At 41.1% G+C, this 14,972-nt stretch carries 11 protein-coding genes and 2 pseudogenes; 4 read left to right on the top strand and 9 right to left on the bottom strand.

What is annotated here, in order from left to right; all coding sequences use genetic code 11:
- Positions 1 to 78: 78 nt before the first annotated feature.
- Both QL984_RS10005 and QL984_RS10000 read left to right on the top strand, forming a co-directional pair.
- Positions 79 to 2,034, top strand: a complete 1,956-nt coding sequence (locus QL984_RS10005; RefSeq protein WP_036955313.1) for a hypothetical protein — start codon at positions 79 to 81, stop codon at positions 2,032 to 2,034.
- A gap of 62 nt (positions 2,035 to 2,096) precedes the next feature.
- Complete coding sequence (locus QL984_RS10000) at positions 2,097 to 2,555, top strand: thioredoxin family protein (protein WP_029609904.1); 459 nt, start codon at positions 2,097 to 2,099, stop codon at positions 2,553 to 2,555.
- Positions 2,556 to 2,581: 26 nt separating this feature from the next.
- On the opposite strand, the gene QL984_RS09995 is transcribed toward QL984_RS10000, so the two are convergent.
- Together QL984_RS09995 and QL984_RS09990 are read right to left on the bottom strand one after the other, a co-directional pair.
- Entirely contained in the window at positions 2,582 to 3,892 is a 1,311-nt protein-coding gene (locus QL984_RS09995; protein ID WP_013462922.1) for a DASH family cryptochrome, read from the bottom strand.
- Between the two features lie 131 nt (positions 3,893 to 4,023).
- Positions 4,024 to 5,751 (bottom strand): DUF885 domain-containing protein, encoded by a 1,728-nt coding sequence (locus QL984_RS09990; RefSeq protein WP_036955309.1) that lies wholly within the window; start codon positions 5,749 to 5,751, stop codon positions 4,024 to 4,026.
- A 210-nt stretch (positions 5,752 to 5,961) separates the two neighbouring features.
- Between QL984_RS09990 and QL984_RS18475 the strand changes: the two are divergent.
- Both QL984_RS18475 and QL984_RS09985 read left to right on the top strand, forming a co-directional pair.
- Positions 5,962 to 6,147 (top strand): annotated as a pseudogene (locus QL984_RS18475) (DUF4202 domain-containing protein); the annotation flags it as partial.
- Between the two features lie 40 nt (positions 6,148 to 6,187).
- Positions 6,188 to 6,694 carry a zf-TFIIB domain-containing protein gene (locus QL984_RS09985; RefSeq protein ID WP_036955306.1) on the top strand — a complete coding sequence of 169 codons (507 nt, stop codon included), beginning with the start codon at positions 6,188 to 6,190 and terminating at the stop codon, positions 6,692 to 6,694.
- 54 nt (positions 6,695 to 6,748) lie between these two features.
- Here QL984_RS09985 and der read toward each other — a convergent pair whose 3' ends face one another.
- The 7 genes and pseudogenes from der to pilW form a co-directional block, all read right to left on the bottom strand.
- Positions 6,749 to 8,218, bottom strand: a complete 1,470-nt coding sequence (gene der, locus QL984_RS09980; RefSeq protein WP_290172603.1) for a ribosome biogenesis GTPase Der — start codon at positions 8,216 to 8,218, stop codon at positions 6,749 to 6,751.
- A gap of 93 nt (positions 8,219 to 8,311) precedes the next feature.
- Entirely contained in the window at positions 8,312 to 9,490 is a 1,179-nt protein-coding gene (bamB, locus tag QL984_RS09975) for an outer membrane protein assembly factor BamB (RefSeq protein ID WP_028834271.1), read from the bottom strand.
- Between the two features lie 10 nt (positions 9,491 to 9,500).
- Positions 9,501 to 10,121: a tetratricopeptide repeat protein gene (locus tag QL984_RS09970; protein ID WP_036955303.1), complete on the bottom strand. Its 621-nt coding sequence runs from the start codon at positions 10,119 to 10,121 to the stop codon at positions 9,501 to 9,503.
- Positions 10,122 to 10,166: 45 nt separating this feature from the next.
- On the bottom strand, positions 10,167 to 11,447 hold the full coding sequence (hisS, locus tag QL984_RS09965) for a histidine--tRNA ligase (RefSeq protein ID WP_036955301.1): 1,281 nt from the start codon (positions 11,445 to 11,447) through the stop codon (positions 10,167 to 10,169).
- A gap of 185 nt (positions 11,448 to 11,632) precedes the next feature.
- Positions 11,633 to 12,751, bottom strand: coding sequence for a flavodoxin-dependent (E)-4-hydroxy-3-methylbut-2-enyl-diphosphate synthase (ispG, locus tag QL984_RS09960; RefSeq protein WP_013462930.1), 1,119 nt, complete (start codon positions 12,749 to 12,751; stop codon positions 11,633 to 11,635).
- 5 nt (positions 12,752 to 12,756) lie between these two features.
- Positions 12,757 to 13,626, bottom strand: a complete 870-nt coding sequence (locus QL984_RS09955) for a RodZ domain-containing protein (protein ID WP_036955299.1) — start codon at positions 13,624 to 13,626, stop codon at positions 12,757 to 12,759.
- A gap of 392 nt (positions 13,627 to 14,018) precedes the next feature.
- A pseudogene (gene pilW / locus QL984_RS09950) lies at positions 14,019 to 14,918 on the bottom strand (type IV pilus biogenesis/stability protein PilW); the annotation flags it as partial.
- Positions 14,919 to 14,972 lie beyond the last annotated feature (54 nt).

Here is a 14,972-nt window from a genome sequence, read left to right as displayed (position 1 = left end):
AATAATAAAAAAAGAATTAAAGCTTTTAATTCGTCGGCCGATACCGTATTTATATTGTACTGAAGATTAAGGATAATCATGGTTAATAAACTACAAGGCAATTATGCTAACCTAAATGCGTTGCTTGCCCAATCAGTCAATAATTCAAACCAAACCAGTATGCCCACAGGTTTGCAATCGCGTGCTCACTTAGCGCCAAGCACGGCAATAATCACCGATGAAATGCTCAGTCAGTTTAGTGACGAACAAGTCGATGAAATACTTAATCAGCAATTATCCTCTTTACTCACGATTTCCAGCGCACCCAGTGGCTCAAATTATAAACTGTCCAGTGAAGAGGTTGCGCTGCGAACGGTTATAAGTTCTCAGCAAGAGGGCCTATTAAAAAATGAACGTAGTGATCAGTTAATTGAGCGTTTAAACAGCTCGGTAAAAAATATTCAGGGCGCTTATGCTAACACTAGCGATATTTTATCAAACTTGGGGCAGCTTGGGTTCAATCAAAAAACGTTTTTAGCGTCTAGTCAGCAGCGTGTTGAACGCTCGCTAGACCCCTTTATGGAAAGTTTTAACCGCGAGCGATATGAGGATGATGATAACTATGGATTTGAGCTGTCGGTAAAAACCAAAGAAGGTGATGTTATTAAAATCACTTTTCATTCTGCGCAAGGTTACGATGAGGAAACAGGCGAAACCACTGACGAATTTAGCGTAAGTTATGAAGTAGATGGCGACTTATCTGAGGCTGAACACCAAGCATTAACACAAGTATTTTCTGGTGTAGGCGAAATGGCAGATGAATTTTTTAAAGCTAAACAAAGCGCTTACAGTCGTTATGTACCCGCAAACCAAACTGATTTAGATTTAAGCTTTTTAAGCAATTTTGATAATAAACAGCTTTCGGGTTTTGATTTGTATTTTTCAACGTCAGAGGGAAATACTGCCGATGCTGATGGAGCGCTACTTGGAAAAGACAATGAGCTTAATTTAAGTTATACCCTTGATGAAGATTCAGAGCAGCAAATACTCGAGTTTGAATCGGTAAATGGTCAGAACAACATTGATTTTTCGCTCGATATGTCAACCATTGGCGCGCAAGACAAAAGCCAAATGCAGCAATACATAAAAGCGCTCGATAAAAGTTTAGAAGATAGCCAGCTCAATAGCTCAGAGAAAAGTACGCGTTCGGCGTTTGGTCACAAAAGTGATGAAGTGATGAAACAAGGGCTCGCTGTTTTTAAAAGTGCGTTTAGTAGTATGTCATCAGCCGCTGAGCGCTATAGTCAAATAGAGTCAGTTGCTACACAGCAGTTTACTAACGGACGCGAGCTGGTAGCTGATTTAGTTGACAATATGATCACCCGTGATCCACGTTATCAAGGACTAGGAAGCAGTGATAAAAATTCCCTAGGCGATGGGATTTCTAAGTTAGCTGATTTTGATGCGAAATTTTCTTTTGCAATGGATCAAGGTGATTACATAGCAACAAGCACCACAAAGCTGAGCCAAAATACAGAACACCAAAAATCAGCAGGGTTAACTGGAGTTACTCAAGATAAAACGGCGAGCACGCGTTTTAATTATGAAGAAGGTAACCGCTCTGATATCCCCCCTGATTATTATGACAAACAAGAAAATTACACTATTGGTACCGCTGTAAAAAATAACGAATTGGTTGCCCTTGATCAGGCTCATGAGGTGGATGTAGATAAAAAAGTGTATCAGTTTAATCCCGAAATATCTCAATACGAGCTAAAAAAGGAATTGAAAGAAACAACCACCAGTGAGAGCAATATTCGTGTTATTAACGATATTTGGCTCGAGAAAAATGAAGATAGTCATAGTATGGATGAAAGAAAACGACTCAGTGGTGTGGGGGCGTCGAACGAGTTTAGAACAACATCGAGTTATTCACATACGCAATTAGTAACGTTAATCGGTGACTTAGATAAATTAGAACAAAACAAAGAAGCCAAACGTGAGTACTTAGCCGTTTTATCGCAAGTGGATGATTTTATGGATAAAAGCAAGTAACTTTTATTTACTTAAGCTCGATTATGGGTATAGTAGCTAAAACACTATTTAAGTATAAGGTTATGTTAAAACAATTAATTTTACTCTTTATTTTGACTCTACCACTGGCAGCGAATGCAACGTTCAAACCACACTCAGACGCTGTTACTGCTAAGCGTTTATTAAGCGAGCACGATAAATTTGCTAAGCAATACCAAACATTCTCGCCTACACCGCAAGACGTTGTATTGATGCAAAAATTAGCAGGTAAAGAGTTGTTAGTGCTTTTAGGTAGCTGGTGTCATGACAGTGCTCGCGAAGTACCTCGATTAATAAAGTTACTTGATGAGTCTAAGGTTGAACTTTCGAAAATAACCTTTGTTACTGTAGGTTATGACAAACGTGATGAGGCAGGTATTGCGCTAGCGCATGACTTACAATATACCCCCACTTTTATTATTAAGCATAACGGGGTTGAAGTTAACCGCGTAGTAGAAAAACCCAGCGGCACTCTCGCCCAAGATTTGACCTTGGGCTTATAGCCAGTATTATGTTCGAGGTTTTATTATTACACAGGCCAGTCGGCGGCGTCTAAATCATCTAACTGTGCATCGCAGTGCTCATTCCCTTGCCATTTGGCAATATATTCACCGTGTGGGTCGTATTGCTGGGTTTGTTTTGCCAAATTAAAGTGTCGCCCACCGCGCGGATCGACCCCAACCCCAGCAATATATTGCCAGTTGCCCCAATTAGCGGCTACATCGTAATCAATAAGTTGTTGTTCAAAGTAAGCAGCGCCATAGCGCCAGTCTAGTTGTAGTTCGTTGACCAAACAGCTGGCTGCAATTTGTCGTGAACGGTTAGTGATAAAGCCCGTTGCGTTAAGCTCTTTCATAATAGCGTTAACTAGCGGAAATGGGGTACTGCCTTGGCACCATTTTGCAAAACGGTTCGGGCTAAACGTGGTCAGTGGCGAGCTTTGTTTTTTACCTTTAAAAGTAAATAACTGATGCTTCACATTAATTGCATGCCACTTAAAATACTCACGCCAGAGCAATTCAAACTTGATCCAGTATGTTGATTCATTTTCCCCATGCTGCGCTTCATAAGCATCGACTGCACAAAAAATTTGCTTGGCACTAATACAACCAAAAGCCAGCCAGCTACTAAATTTAGTCGAGTTATCAAAGCCACCCAGCTCATTACGGGTGATTTTATAGCTGCTTGGTAAAGCTGATGAAAAGTACTGTAGACAATGCGCAAGGCCGGCTTTGTGTCCACCTTGGAGTAAAGGGTTTCCTGTTGGCGGCTCTGATATAGGCTGTTTAGCACATAAAATAATAGGCGGTGGAAGTCTTTTTGCTGAGAACGGCACTGAGGATAAACTGATACCAGTGGCTTCGATTTTTTTTCTAAAAGGGGTAAAGCCGGTTGGTAAATCAGCAAGTTCAAAGGGCAGTTGTTGCTGTTGATATAAGGTATCTTGCATCACAGATTTAAATACCACAGTAGCGCATTTCGATTTAAGCGCGGTAATTTGGCGTTGCTCATAAACGCCTATTTGCTCGCTATAAACAACTTCATCAATGCCAAGCTCATTAATACGCTGTGTTAATACCCTTACCGGATCGCCTTCTAAAATATGCAAGGTTTGGCCAAGCCCTAAAACAGACTCCTGTAGCTCGTATAGGCTTTGCATTAGAAAGCGTTGTTTATGTACACCATAGGGTTTTTGTTGATAGTTATTGCTTTTAAACCAAGCAGGATTGATCACAAATACGATATCAAGTTCACATTGTTGTTGTGATAAATCATTGAGTATGGGGTTGTCATCAATGCGCAAATCATTTTGCAGCCAATACAGAATACGTTTTTTCATACTTAAGCTCTGGTTTTTAAAATCATTAACTTTACGAAGCAAAAGCGGGTAGGGATTAGTTTTGAGGTGTTTAATAGGGCTTTAAAAAGAGGCGGTAACAATACCGCCTCTCAATTTGTTCTAGCTTTATTTTAAATAGCTGATTTTTGCTGTGCTATCCAGTCATTAATTACATCTTCAAGTACCGCCATAGGGAGTGAACCTTGACCAATAACGGTATCGTGGAAGCTGCGTATATCAAATTGTGCGCCTAGCTGTTTTTCTGCTTTGGCACGTAGTTCGCGTATTTTAATTTCGCCCATTTTGTATGAAAGCGCTTGGCCTGGCCAAGAAATATAGCGGTCTATTTGATCTTCCACTGCGCTTTGTGGCAAAGCGGTATGATCAGCCAAATAATCAATCGCCTTTTGGCGGCTCCAGCCAAAGGCATGAATACCGGTATCAACCACTAAGCGTACTGCGCGCCACATTTCGTAGCCTAAACGGCCAAAGTCACTGTATGGGCTTTGGTAAAAGCCCGCTTCTTTACCTAAACGCTCTGTATAAAGTGCCCAGCCTTCGCCAAAAGCAGAGTGGCTCAGTGTGCGTCTAAACTCAGGAACGTCTAACTCCATCGCAATGGCGTTTTGTAAATGATGCCCAGGTATGGCTTCGTGTAGGCTAAGTGCTTCTAAATTATATAAAGGCTGCAGTTTTGGAGTTGAGGCTAAAAAGTAAGTCCCCGGTGAGCGATTATCTGGCGGTGGCATATAAAATGCGCCACGACTAGCAGAGCCTTTAATGGTAAAAGTATTGCGCGGTAAGTGGCCAAAGTAAGTAGGGAGTTTGCCGTACATTTTTTGGGTTATAAAGGCGGTTTTTTCGAGCAAGTCTTGGGGATCGGTTGCGTAAAATTGCTCATCGGTTGCCAAAAATTCTAAAAACTCGCTATAGCTGCCATCAAAGCCAACTTCATCAATAATACTTTGCATTTGCGCTTTGATGCGTGCCACTTCTTTAAGGCCAAGCTCATGGATTTGCTTGGGGGTCGCATTTGTTGTGGTGTAATAATTTACTGTATATTTGTAATAATCAAGGCCCCCTTTGATGCTTGCAATACCGGGCTGCGCTCTACAATGTGGCATATACTCGTTTTCAAAAAAGTCGTAAAAGTGCTCGTAAGCAGGCACGACTTTTGAGGCAATTAACGCTTTAGCTTTATTTTGGTAAGTTTCTTTTTGCGCTGCGCTAAATGTATTAGGGATACGAGTAAATGGCTCATATAAGGCGCTATTCTCAGGTTGTTTAACTATATGGGCGCTAATACTTTGGCCATAATTTTTAAATGTTTCGCAGTAGTGGGTAAAACCAGTTTGAATGCCTTGCTTCAGTAAATTAATGTTTTGCTGATTAAAGCGCGGGTAATCACCAAGGCTCACTAAAAAGGCATCGTAATCCTCGGCGGTTAAAAAGGCCATGTTAGCCGGCGCTTCTGCAAAGTAAGTATGCCAGCCACTTAAAAAATTAACCGGAAAGTATTTATCTTGGTAAAGGTAGCTTTGCTGCTCGGTTTCTCGCTCATATTTAAACAAGCGGTAGTTCATTAACTGCTCGCTATTGAGCGTTTTAGGATCAATGCTGGCTAAGTTTTTTAGTACGCTGTTGTTGTAAGCTTGGCGCTTCGCAATGGCTTGCTCGCTCCAATCGGGTAGGGTGCCGTTTGGTTTCCAACCGTCTGGATCGGTTCTAAAAAATATTTTCTCAGCTTTGGCGTTTTGCCAGTGGTTATCAATAATGGTTTTTAAATCGCTGTTACTGTCGGCTAAGCTTGGCAGCGAGGTGGCTGCTAAGGCAATAGCTAAGATTGTTTTTTTTAGCATGTTGAATTTCACTTTTTAAAATTTTAATTATTACTTATGCGCGCTGATTTTATGATAATAACAAGTTCACTCAATTAATGCGTTGGTTTTTAACAACAGCCTAGCTTATTGTTCTACTGGTGTTTAAAATGAAAAAAGCAAAACATACTTTAGTAGCCATGTTTAATATCGCAATTTCGCTAATCGAACAGGTGAATAGCCAACACCCATATATTTATTGAGCTTTACATGTTTAGCTTTGCAGGTTCAAAACCTGATTATGATGAAGAAAAATGGATTGGGATTATTCGCCACACGTGACAAAAAATGTCAGATGATGCACATGAGTTTGTATTGGCAGGTCATACTACATTGCTACCACCATTAATTGGCCTGATACACAAAGCATTAGAATAACTATTTAACTTTACGTATTAAAATAAAAAGGATTTTGAAAATGTTGTGCCCTCGAACGAATACACCATTGGAGCCTATATTAGTTGGCGGAATCACTGTTTATACATCGTCATTAGGCGGCGTATTTTTTGATAACAGCCAAATTTTTAAATTTAGCTCGCCAGAGTTAAAACATGGTCAGGTTTTACTTAAGTATTTGAGTAATTATGCAGAAGGTGAGGGTGAAGTCGCAATGCGAGTAAATTGCCCTAAATGCCCAAGCATAGTGATGATGCGTAGGTATTTTTCACCGCTAAAAGCAGTTGAAATAGATGAGTGCCCAAGCTGTGCAGGAATATGGCTTGATAATGGTGAACTGGAAAAAATACACGAAAATCATCTAACGCCCAAAGAGCGTAAGCTATTAGCTAATGAGATGGCTACAAATCATGGTTTCATATCCATTAAAACGCCAAAATCGAAATATTACCCTAAAGCGCCTAAAAATCTTCAAGGCACCACAGTTGAACGGCTGGTGCAATTAGCATTAATTAATTTTGAATCATAAAAAACGGCGTACTATAAAGTACGCCGTTTTATTAAACTGACTTAATCAAAATCGTTATGACTTATTGCGGTTTTCTTTACTAAACGCACGAATTTTACGTTTTTGCGACAGGGTTACTTTATTAGTACGCCCTGCAAATGGGTTATCGCCTTCTCTAAATTCAATTTTGATTGGCGTACCCATAATCTTAAGTGCTTTACGGTAGTAGTTCATTAGGTAGCGTTTGTAGCTATCAGGTAAATCATGAACTTGGTTACCATGAATGACGATACGCGGCGGATTATAACCCCCAGCATGCGCATATTTAAGCTTAACACGACGACCGCGAACAAGTGGCGGCTGGTGATCCGCTTGTGCCATGTCCATGATACGACGTAGCATAGCGGTGCTTATACGTTTAGTTGCCGACTCATACGCTTCGTCAACTGATTCAAATAAATGACCAACACCCGTACCATGTAGCGCAGAGATAAAGTGCAAGCGGGCAAAATCAATAAAGCCCAAACGACGATCAAGCTCAGTTTTAATACGATCTTTAACGTAGTTATCTAGGCCATCCCACTTGTTCACGGCAATCACCAATGAGCGCCCTGAGTTAAGGGCAAAGCCTAATAAGCTTAAGTCTTGATCAGAAATACCATCGCGGGCATCAACCACTAGTAACACGACGTTACAATCTTCGATTGCTTGTAGCGTTTTAATGACTGAGAATTTCTCAACCACGTCACTTACTTTTTTACGTTTACGCACACCAGCGGTATCGATAAGAATATATTCTTTGTCGTTACGGGTCATCGGAATGTAAATTGAGTCGCGGGTTGTACCTGGCATATCGTATACAATAACCCGGTCTTCACCTAGTATGCGGTTAGTAAGGGTTGACTTACCAACATTTGGACGACCAATAATAGCCAGCTTTACCGGCTTGTCGGCAAACGCTTGGTGATCAGTGTCATCTTCTTCACCTTCTTGATATAAGTCGATAAGCTCTTCATCGTCATCGGCTACATCTTCATCAAGTGCGGCAAGTTCAGCAATAACTGGCTGAAGTGTTTGTTCGAGCAGTAAAGTAATACCACGACCATGAGCGGCTGCAATATGATGAACTTCACCGAGTGAAAGTTGATAAAACTCAGCACAGTTCGAGTCAGCATCAATGCCGTCTGTTTTATTGGCTACCACAAAGCACTTTTTCTCTTGCTTACGCAAGTGGTTAGCAATAGCTTGGTCAGCCACTGTCATACCTACGCGAGCATCAACTAAAAATAAAACAATATCCGCTTCTTCAATGGCTAGTAATGACTGATCAGCCATTTCGGTTTCGATACCTTCTTTTGAGCCATCAATACCGCCCGTATCTACCACGATAAATTCAAAGCCATCGTAATTTGCTTGGCCATATTTTCTATCACGCGTTAAGCCAGGAAAGTCGGCAACGAGTGCATCACGAGTACGTGTTAAACGGTTAAATAATGTGGATTTGCCCACATTGGGTCGCCCTACAAGAGCGATCACGGGAAGCATAAACTACCTCTTTAAAAAACAACAAAAGGCTTCGCAGTGCGAAGCCTTACAAAAAATAATTAACTATTAGTGCCTTACACTAATAGTAGACAGTTAGTTCGGTATTTTTACCGCGCTAACTTCACCATCACGGGTGTATAAAATCAACTTATCGTCAGCAACAACAGGCTCAACAAAAAAACCTGAGCTGTCAAAGTCTTCACGAGATACTAGCTCGCCAGTGTCTTTATTTAACCAATGCAAATTGCCTTCTTGGTCACCTAACGCTAAATAATTACCGGCAACTGCTGGGCCTGTTAAGTACCAGCCACGAAGAGCGGGTTGGCTCCAACGTTCAATGCCTGAATCTTTATCAAGTGCATAAACAACGCCGTTACTATCAACAACGTAAATTGTTTGCAAATCCATGGCAATTTCACGGTAGCTGCTGTATTCACGTTTCCATACAACATTACCAGAACGAATATCAACTGCTGATAAGTTACCATTGTATGCAATCGCATAAGCAAACGGGCCACTAATAAGTGGTTGTGTATCAACATCAACTAAACGCTCAAACTCTGATGCGCCTTTTGCTACTGCAATTTCTGCGCTCCACGCTGAGTAGCCGCTCTCAGAAATTAAAACACTGAGCTTACCTGTTTCAAGGCCAACCAACACACCACCATTAGCGACGGTTGGTGAACTTTGACCGCGTAAGGTAAGTGCTGGCACTTCTTGCTCAAAGCTCCAGCGCTCTTCACCCGTATCAGGATGCAGGGCCAGTAACTTACCTGATGCTAAATTAACAAACACTAAACCATCGCCTGCAGCAGGTTTAGACAGTGATTCGCCTGGCACTTTTTTACGCCATACCTCTTTACCTGTCTCACGATCAAGGGCAATGACATAGCCATGTTCTGAACCTAAATAGATTTTACCATAAGCTTGTAATATTCCGCCTGATAATTTTGCACTATCGTTATCGCTCCAAGGCCAAAACGATAAATCATGACGAACATCGGTTTCCCAAAGCGTATCACCATTGGCAAGTGATAACGCTTCTACTTGGCCTTCGCGACTCGCTACATAGACAGTATCTTTATAAACAGCTGGTGATAGGCGTGAGAAGTAATGCTCTACACCGCTACCTATTGATTCTTGCCAAACAACTTCTGTTTCAAACTGATTGGCTATTTCAGGAAGTACCAGTTCTTCTTCATCATCACTTGATGAACAGCCCATAAGTGTTGCCATACAAAGGGCGAGCGTTGCTGTTGTTATTTTTCTCATGCCTAAAACCTTATGCCGCTGGGCTAGTTACTGCTAGGTCATCTAACTTAATTTGTAATAGAGGATTGCTGGTTAATCCACCGGCATCAACCGCAGCTTGGTAGGCTACGCGTGCTTGTTCTTTATTGCCTTGCTGAGTGTAAATATCGCCTTTTAACTCTGCAACATTTGCATTAAATGCCTCTGGCAACGGCGAATTTAACGTGGTTAATGCATCATCGTATTGTTGTTGAGCAATTTGCACACGCGCTAAACGCGTAGTGGCAATGGCTTTTAACTGCGCGTTATCGACATTTGATACAATCCAGCTTAGCTTTTCATTCGCTACATCTAATTTTTGTGCATCTACCGCTTCTTTTGCAGCAACAAATGCCGCTAAAGTTGCGTACTGAGTGTCTTTATTTTCACTGATGAAGGCATCAGCAGAGGCTAATACGTCATCACTTTCAACAAGCTTAGTGTAGGCATCAGATGCTTGCTCTGCTGTTGTTATTTGGTTTTGCTTGTAGGCCTTCCAACCGTACAAACCACCTAAGCCAACAATTACACCTAACGCAAGTGATAGGCCGTTTTCACGAAAAAAGCGTTTAATCGCTTCTGCTTGTTGTTCTTCAGTTGAATAAATTTCCATGCTTACCTCTATTAAAGCGCTTTACTCGCAGCGCTTTATGTAATTTTAGCTATTAATTAGTTCTGCAAGTAGCGCTTTAGCTTGTTCTAGTTCTAATGTGACTTGTTCTTTACGCTCACGTAAATACTTTATGGTCACAACGCCTTGCTCTAATTCATCTTCACCGATAATAACCGCGACTAATGCATCGCTTTTATCAGCACGTTTTAATTGTTTTTTAAAGTTACCACCGCCAGCATGCACCATAACGCGTAATCCAGGTACGTCACGACGTAACGTAGATGCAATAATGGGCGCTTGAATGCTGGCTTTGTCGCCCATGGCTGCTAAATATACATCAGCACTACGGCGTATGTCACCTACACATTCAAGTGCTTGAAGCAATAAAACTAGGCGCTCTAATCCCATCGCAAAACCAACTGCTGGGGTTGATTTACCGCCTAATTGCTCAACTAAGCCATCATAACGACCACCGGCACATACTGTACCTTGTGCACCTAAGCTATCGGTTACCCATTCAAATACAGTACGGTTGTAATAATCTAAGCCACGAACTAGCTTTTCATTAACCGTGTATTTGACGCCTGCGGCATCTAATCGTTCACATAAATTTTCAAAATGTTCTTTTGATTCAGTATCTAAATATTCAGATAATTTTGGTGCATCGACTAAGATTGCCTGTATATCTGGGTTTTTAGTATCCAAAACGCGCAGCGGGTTAGAGTACATACGACGCTTAGAGTCTTCATCTAGTACATCGGTATGTTGTTCTAAAAAGGCAATTAAGGCATCACGATACTGCGCGCGCGCTTCATTTGAGCCTAATGAGTTAAGTTCTAAGCGTACATGATCGCTTATGCCAAATGCTTCCCAAAGTTGCGCCGTGAGTAATATAACTTCAGCGTCTATATCGGCGCTGGCAATACCAAAGGTTTCTAAACCAAATTGGTGAAATTGACGGTAACGACCTTTTTGTGGGCGTTCATGGCGAAACATAGGGCCCATGTACCAAAGGCGTTGTTCTTGATTGTATAACAGGCCATTTTCGTTACCTGCACGTACACACACCGCGGTACCCTCAGGGCGCAGAGTTAAATTATCACCGTTACGATCGGCAAAGGTGTACATTTCTTTTTCTACAATATCGGTTACTTCACCAATAGAGCGTTTAAATAGGTCGGTTGATTCTACAATTGGAAAACGAATTTCTTGATAACCAAACGATGATACGGTCTCGCGTAAAATGTGCTCTACTTTCTGCCAAACTTGCGTATCGCCTGGCAGGCAATCGTTCATACCGCGAACTGCCTGAATTTGTTTTGCCACTGATAAATCCTAAATCTGTTTATGTGCAGTCTTAGACTGCAACTACGTAAAACTAAAAAATCGACCGCGCATTATAACCCTAACTACAAGGTAATTGCGAGTATAGCGGTGTGTATGTAATTTGTACTGCGCTGTGAATGCCGCTACTAAAAAAGTCAATTGAATGCATATTGCTGGCGTTTAAATCACTCTACGATTTTTATATCGATTGGTGTTTGTTGCTGCTTTTGCTCGATAAAATCGCGCACATAGCCTTCGAGCTGATCAACAATATTATTGTTATCAATACGGGCTTTTTGGCGTTCGCCATTTATGTATAAGCCTGAGCGACGGTTTGCACCGGCAAGGCCAATATCACTGACTAGCGCTTCGCCTGGGCCGTTAACAACACAGCCAATTACAGACACTGAAACCGGTTCAATAATGTCTTCTAAACGTTCTTCAAGTTGGTTCATGGTGCTCACCACATCAAACTCTTGGCGTGAACAGCTTGGGCAAGCAATAAAGTTAATCCCGCGCGAGCGAATACGCAGTGATTTTAATATATCAAAGCCAACTTTTATTTCTTGTACTGGGTCTGCAGCGAGAGATACGCGCAGCGTATCACCAATGCCTTCTGCTAATAACATCCCTAAACCAACGGCCGATTTAACAGAGCCAGAGCGCATGCCGCCAGCTTCGGTTATTCCTAAATGCAGTGGTTGGTCGATTTCTTTAGCGAGCAAGCGATACGCGCCTACCGCTAAAAATACGTCTGATGCTTTTACTGAAATTTTAAATTGATCAAAGTCTAAACGGCGTAATATATCTACGTGGCGCATAGCCGATTCTAATAGGGCTTCTGGAGTAGGTTCGCCGTATTTCTCTTGTAAATCGCGCTCAAGTGAGCCGCCATTTACCCCTATTCGAATAGGAATGTTATGCTCACGCGCTGAATCAACTACCGCTCTAATGCGCTCTTCACTGCCAATGTTACCTGGGTTGATACGCAAACAATCAACACCGTATTTTGCTACTTTTAATGCAATGCGATAGTCAAAGTGAATATCGGCGACAAGGGGTATCGACACTTGCTCTTTAATACTTTTAAATGCCTCAGCGGCGTCCATGGTAGGTACTGACACGCGAACAATATCTGCACCGGCATCTTGAATAGCTTGAATTTGGGCTACAGTGGCATCAACGTCCATCGTATCTGTGTTGGTCATCGACTGCACGGCAATAGGTGCACCATCACCAATAGGAACATTACCCACATTTATGCGTGTGGATTTTCTGCGTTTTATAGGAGATTCTGAAAACATAGCGACTACTCTGCTAAGGGTAATTTAAATTTAGCTAAACGGTTTTTAGGAAAGGCCGAAATATCAACTGGCTCACCATTTAGGGTAATACGAACAACATCATGCTTGCCTAATACCACTGAAAAAGGCGCTACTCCGGTTAGGGTCATTTCGTAGCCTGCTTTTTTTACACCAAAAGCAATTTTTTCATCATTGGCATCGTGAATTTCTACCCAGCTCTCATCGTTAAACATCATAAAAATGGTGCTTAAATCACTGTTTTTTGGCTCACTGGTGCTCTGTGCATTATTAACTGGCGCAGCTTGAATTGTTTGTTGTTCATTTTGTAATGCAGAATCTACTTCTTCTGTAGATTCAATGTCATTTAATAGTGCCTCGTCGGCGGCTTCAGCTAACAGCTTGGTGTTTTCTTGTTGTTGAGTTATGAGCGAGTTATTAGCATTAATAGTTTTAGTTTGTTCATCAATAGGCATTGCATTTTGCCACCACCACACTGCAGAAGAACCAATAACGATAGCTAAAATTAAGTAACTTACGGTCATAAGTCGGCTGTCATGGGCTTCTTTTTCTGTGCGCCTTGAAAAGCTTTGCATATCGACCGGTTTATCTGATGTGCTAAAGGCCGGCAGCATCGCTAAAATAGCTGCGCTATCAATGTTTAGTGTGCGGCAGTAGTTTTTTATATAGCCTTTAACGAACGTTTTTGCACCGAGTAAATGATACTCGTCGCTTTCAATATGCTCAACTTGTGATTCTGTTAGCTTTAATAGCGAGGCGATTTCAGCAATGCTGATATTTGCATTTTCTCTATGCGATTTTAGTATTTGTCCTACAGAGGGTTCGTCGCTCTGCGGTTGTGTATTATCTTCATTCATAATATGTATGAGTCTGGATCCACGAGTAAAAGTTAATGTTTTGGCTTAATAACCAGAGTAAGACTTTGTTTTTATTTTTTAGTGTTCGTTTATTCTTGCTACTAGAATGCACGCTTTTAAAGGGTATCATCAGCTGCGGTTTTATAAAAACGTTAGTATCGCCCTTTTAAAATTTTTGCTGTTTTTATTTTTAAAGCCCTTTAATGCACCTAACATATAGCAGTTTAGCATTGAATCACACTGAAATGCTAAATTGGTTTACAGTAAAACGAGCGATATCAACCGATACACTCGTTTTTACTCTTATTTATACTAATTTAAAAAGGTATTTGTGTCTCTGTTGTATTTTATGCAGCTTACTTTACTGAATCATCAGAGTTTACAGCAGATGTTGGGCTTTTTTTACGAATAATTTTTATTTTTGGCTCCACAATAATTTGATTGTTATTACTGCTTTCTTGCAATTCATCAAGTTGTGCTTGACGGTACTTTTCTCGCAGCACTTCAAACTCTGTTTGCCTTAATTGGTTGTCACGAATGGCGTTAGCTTGAACACTATTTGGGTACGTTTGCAAAATGGTAGCTGCAATTTTTTCAGCATCTTCTATTCTACCCATGCGTTGTTTAACCAAGTAGCTGAGTAACAATGCTCGCGAAGAAACCTGTGCAGTATCGTCATAACGTTGTATTAAAGTACTGGCTTTATATAAGTCACTTTTGGCGTAATACAAAGCCGCTAAGCTTATTAATGTAGAGGCGCGTTGCGAGCTGTGGTTTAGCGCTTGTTGAAAGTAGCTTTCTGCATTGGTAAAGTCATTAAATTCAATGGCGCATAAGGCTAAATTTTCATAGCTTTGTGCTACACGAATATAGCTAGGAATTTCAATCGCTTTTAAAAATTGATCGGTCGCGCGATCATACTCATCAATACTACATAAAAACGTACCGTAGTTATTTAGGGTGTTCGGATCGTCAGGCTTAATCGCCAACGCTTTTTGATAGGCTTTGTCGGCTAATGCATTTTCGCCAACTTGTTGGTAGTAATAGGCTAAAGAATAATGAACTTCGGGAAGATTTGGTGCATATTCGCTCGCACGCTCAAGGTTGTATTTTGCTTGGGAATTATTACCGGTGTTTAAATATTGTAATGCCAAAGCAATGCGGGTACGTGCTGCGCCTGCGTTGTTTATTTTATTTTCGACGACGGGTTTGTCACTGCCGTTGTAACTATTTTCAGTCACACAACCGCTTAAAAGTAGTGTTGATAGTGCTAAAGCAAGTAAAGATCGCATTACCTTGTCTCTTTATTTATTTCCATAGCCTCTATCTTACCTCAAAGCCTTTGT

This window comes from Pseudoalteromonas sp. APC 3495 (assembly GCF_030407645.1).
GTDB classification, from domain to species: Bacteria; Pseudomonadota; Gammaproteobacteria; order Enterobacterales; family Alteromonadaceae; genus Pseudoalteromonas; species Pseudoalteromonas tetraodonis.
Note: the sequence above shows the minus strand (reverse complement) of the source record. Positions and strands in the feature narration are given on the sequence as shown.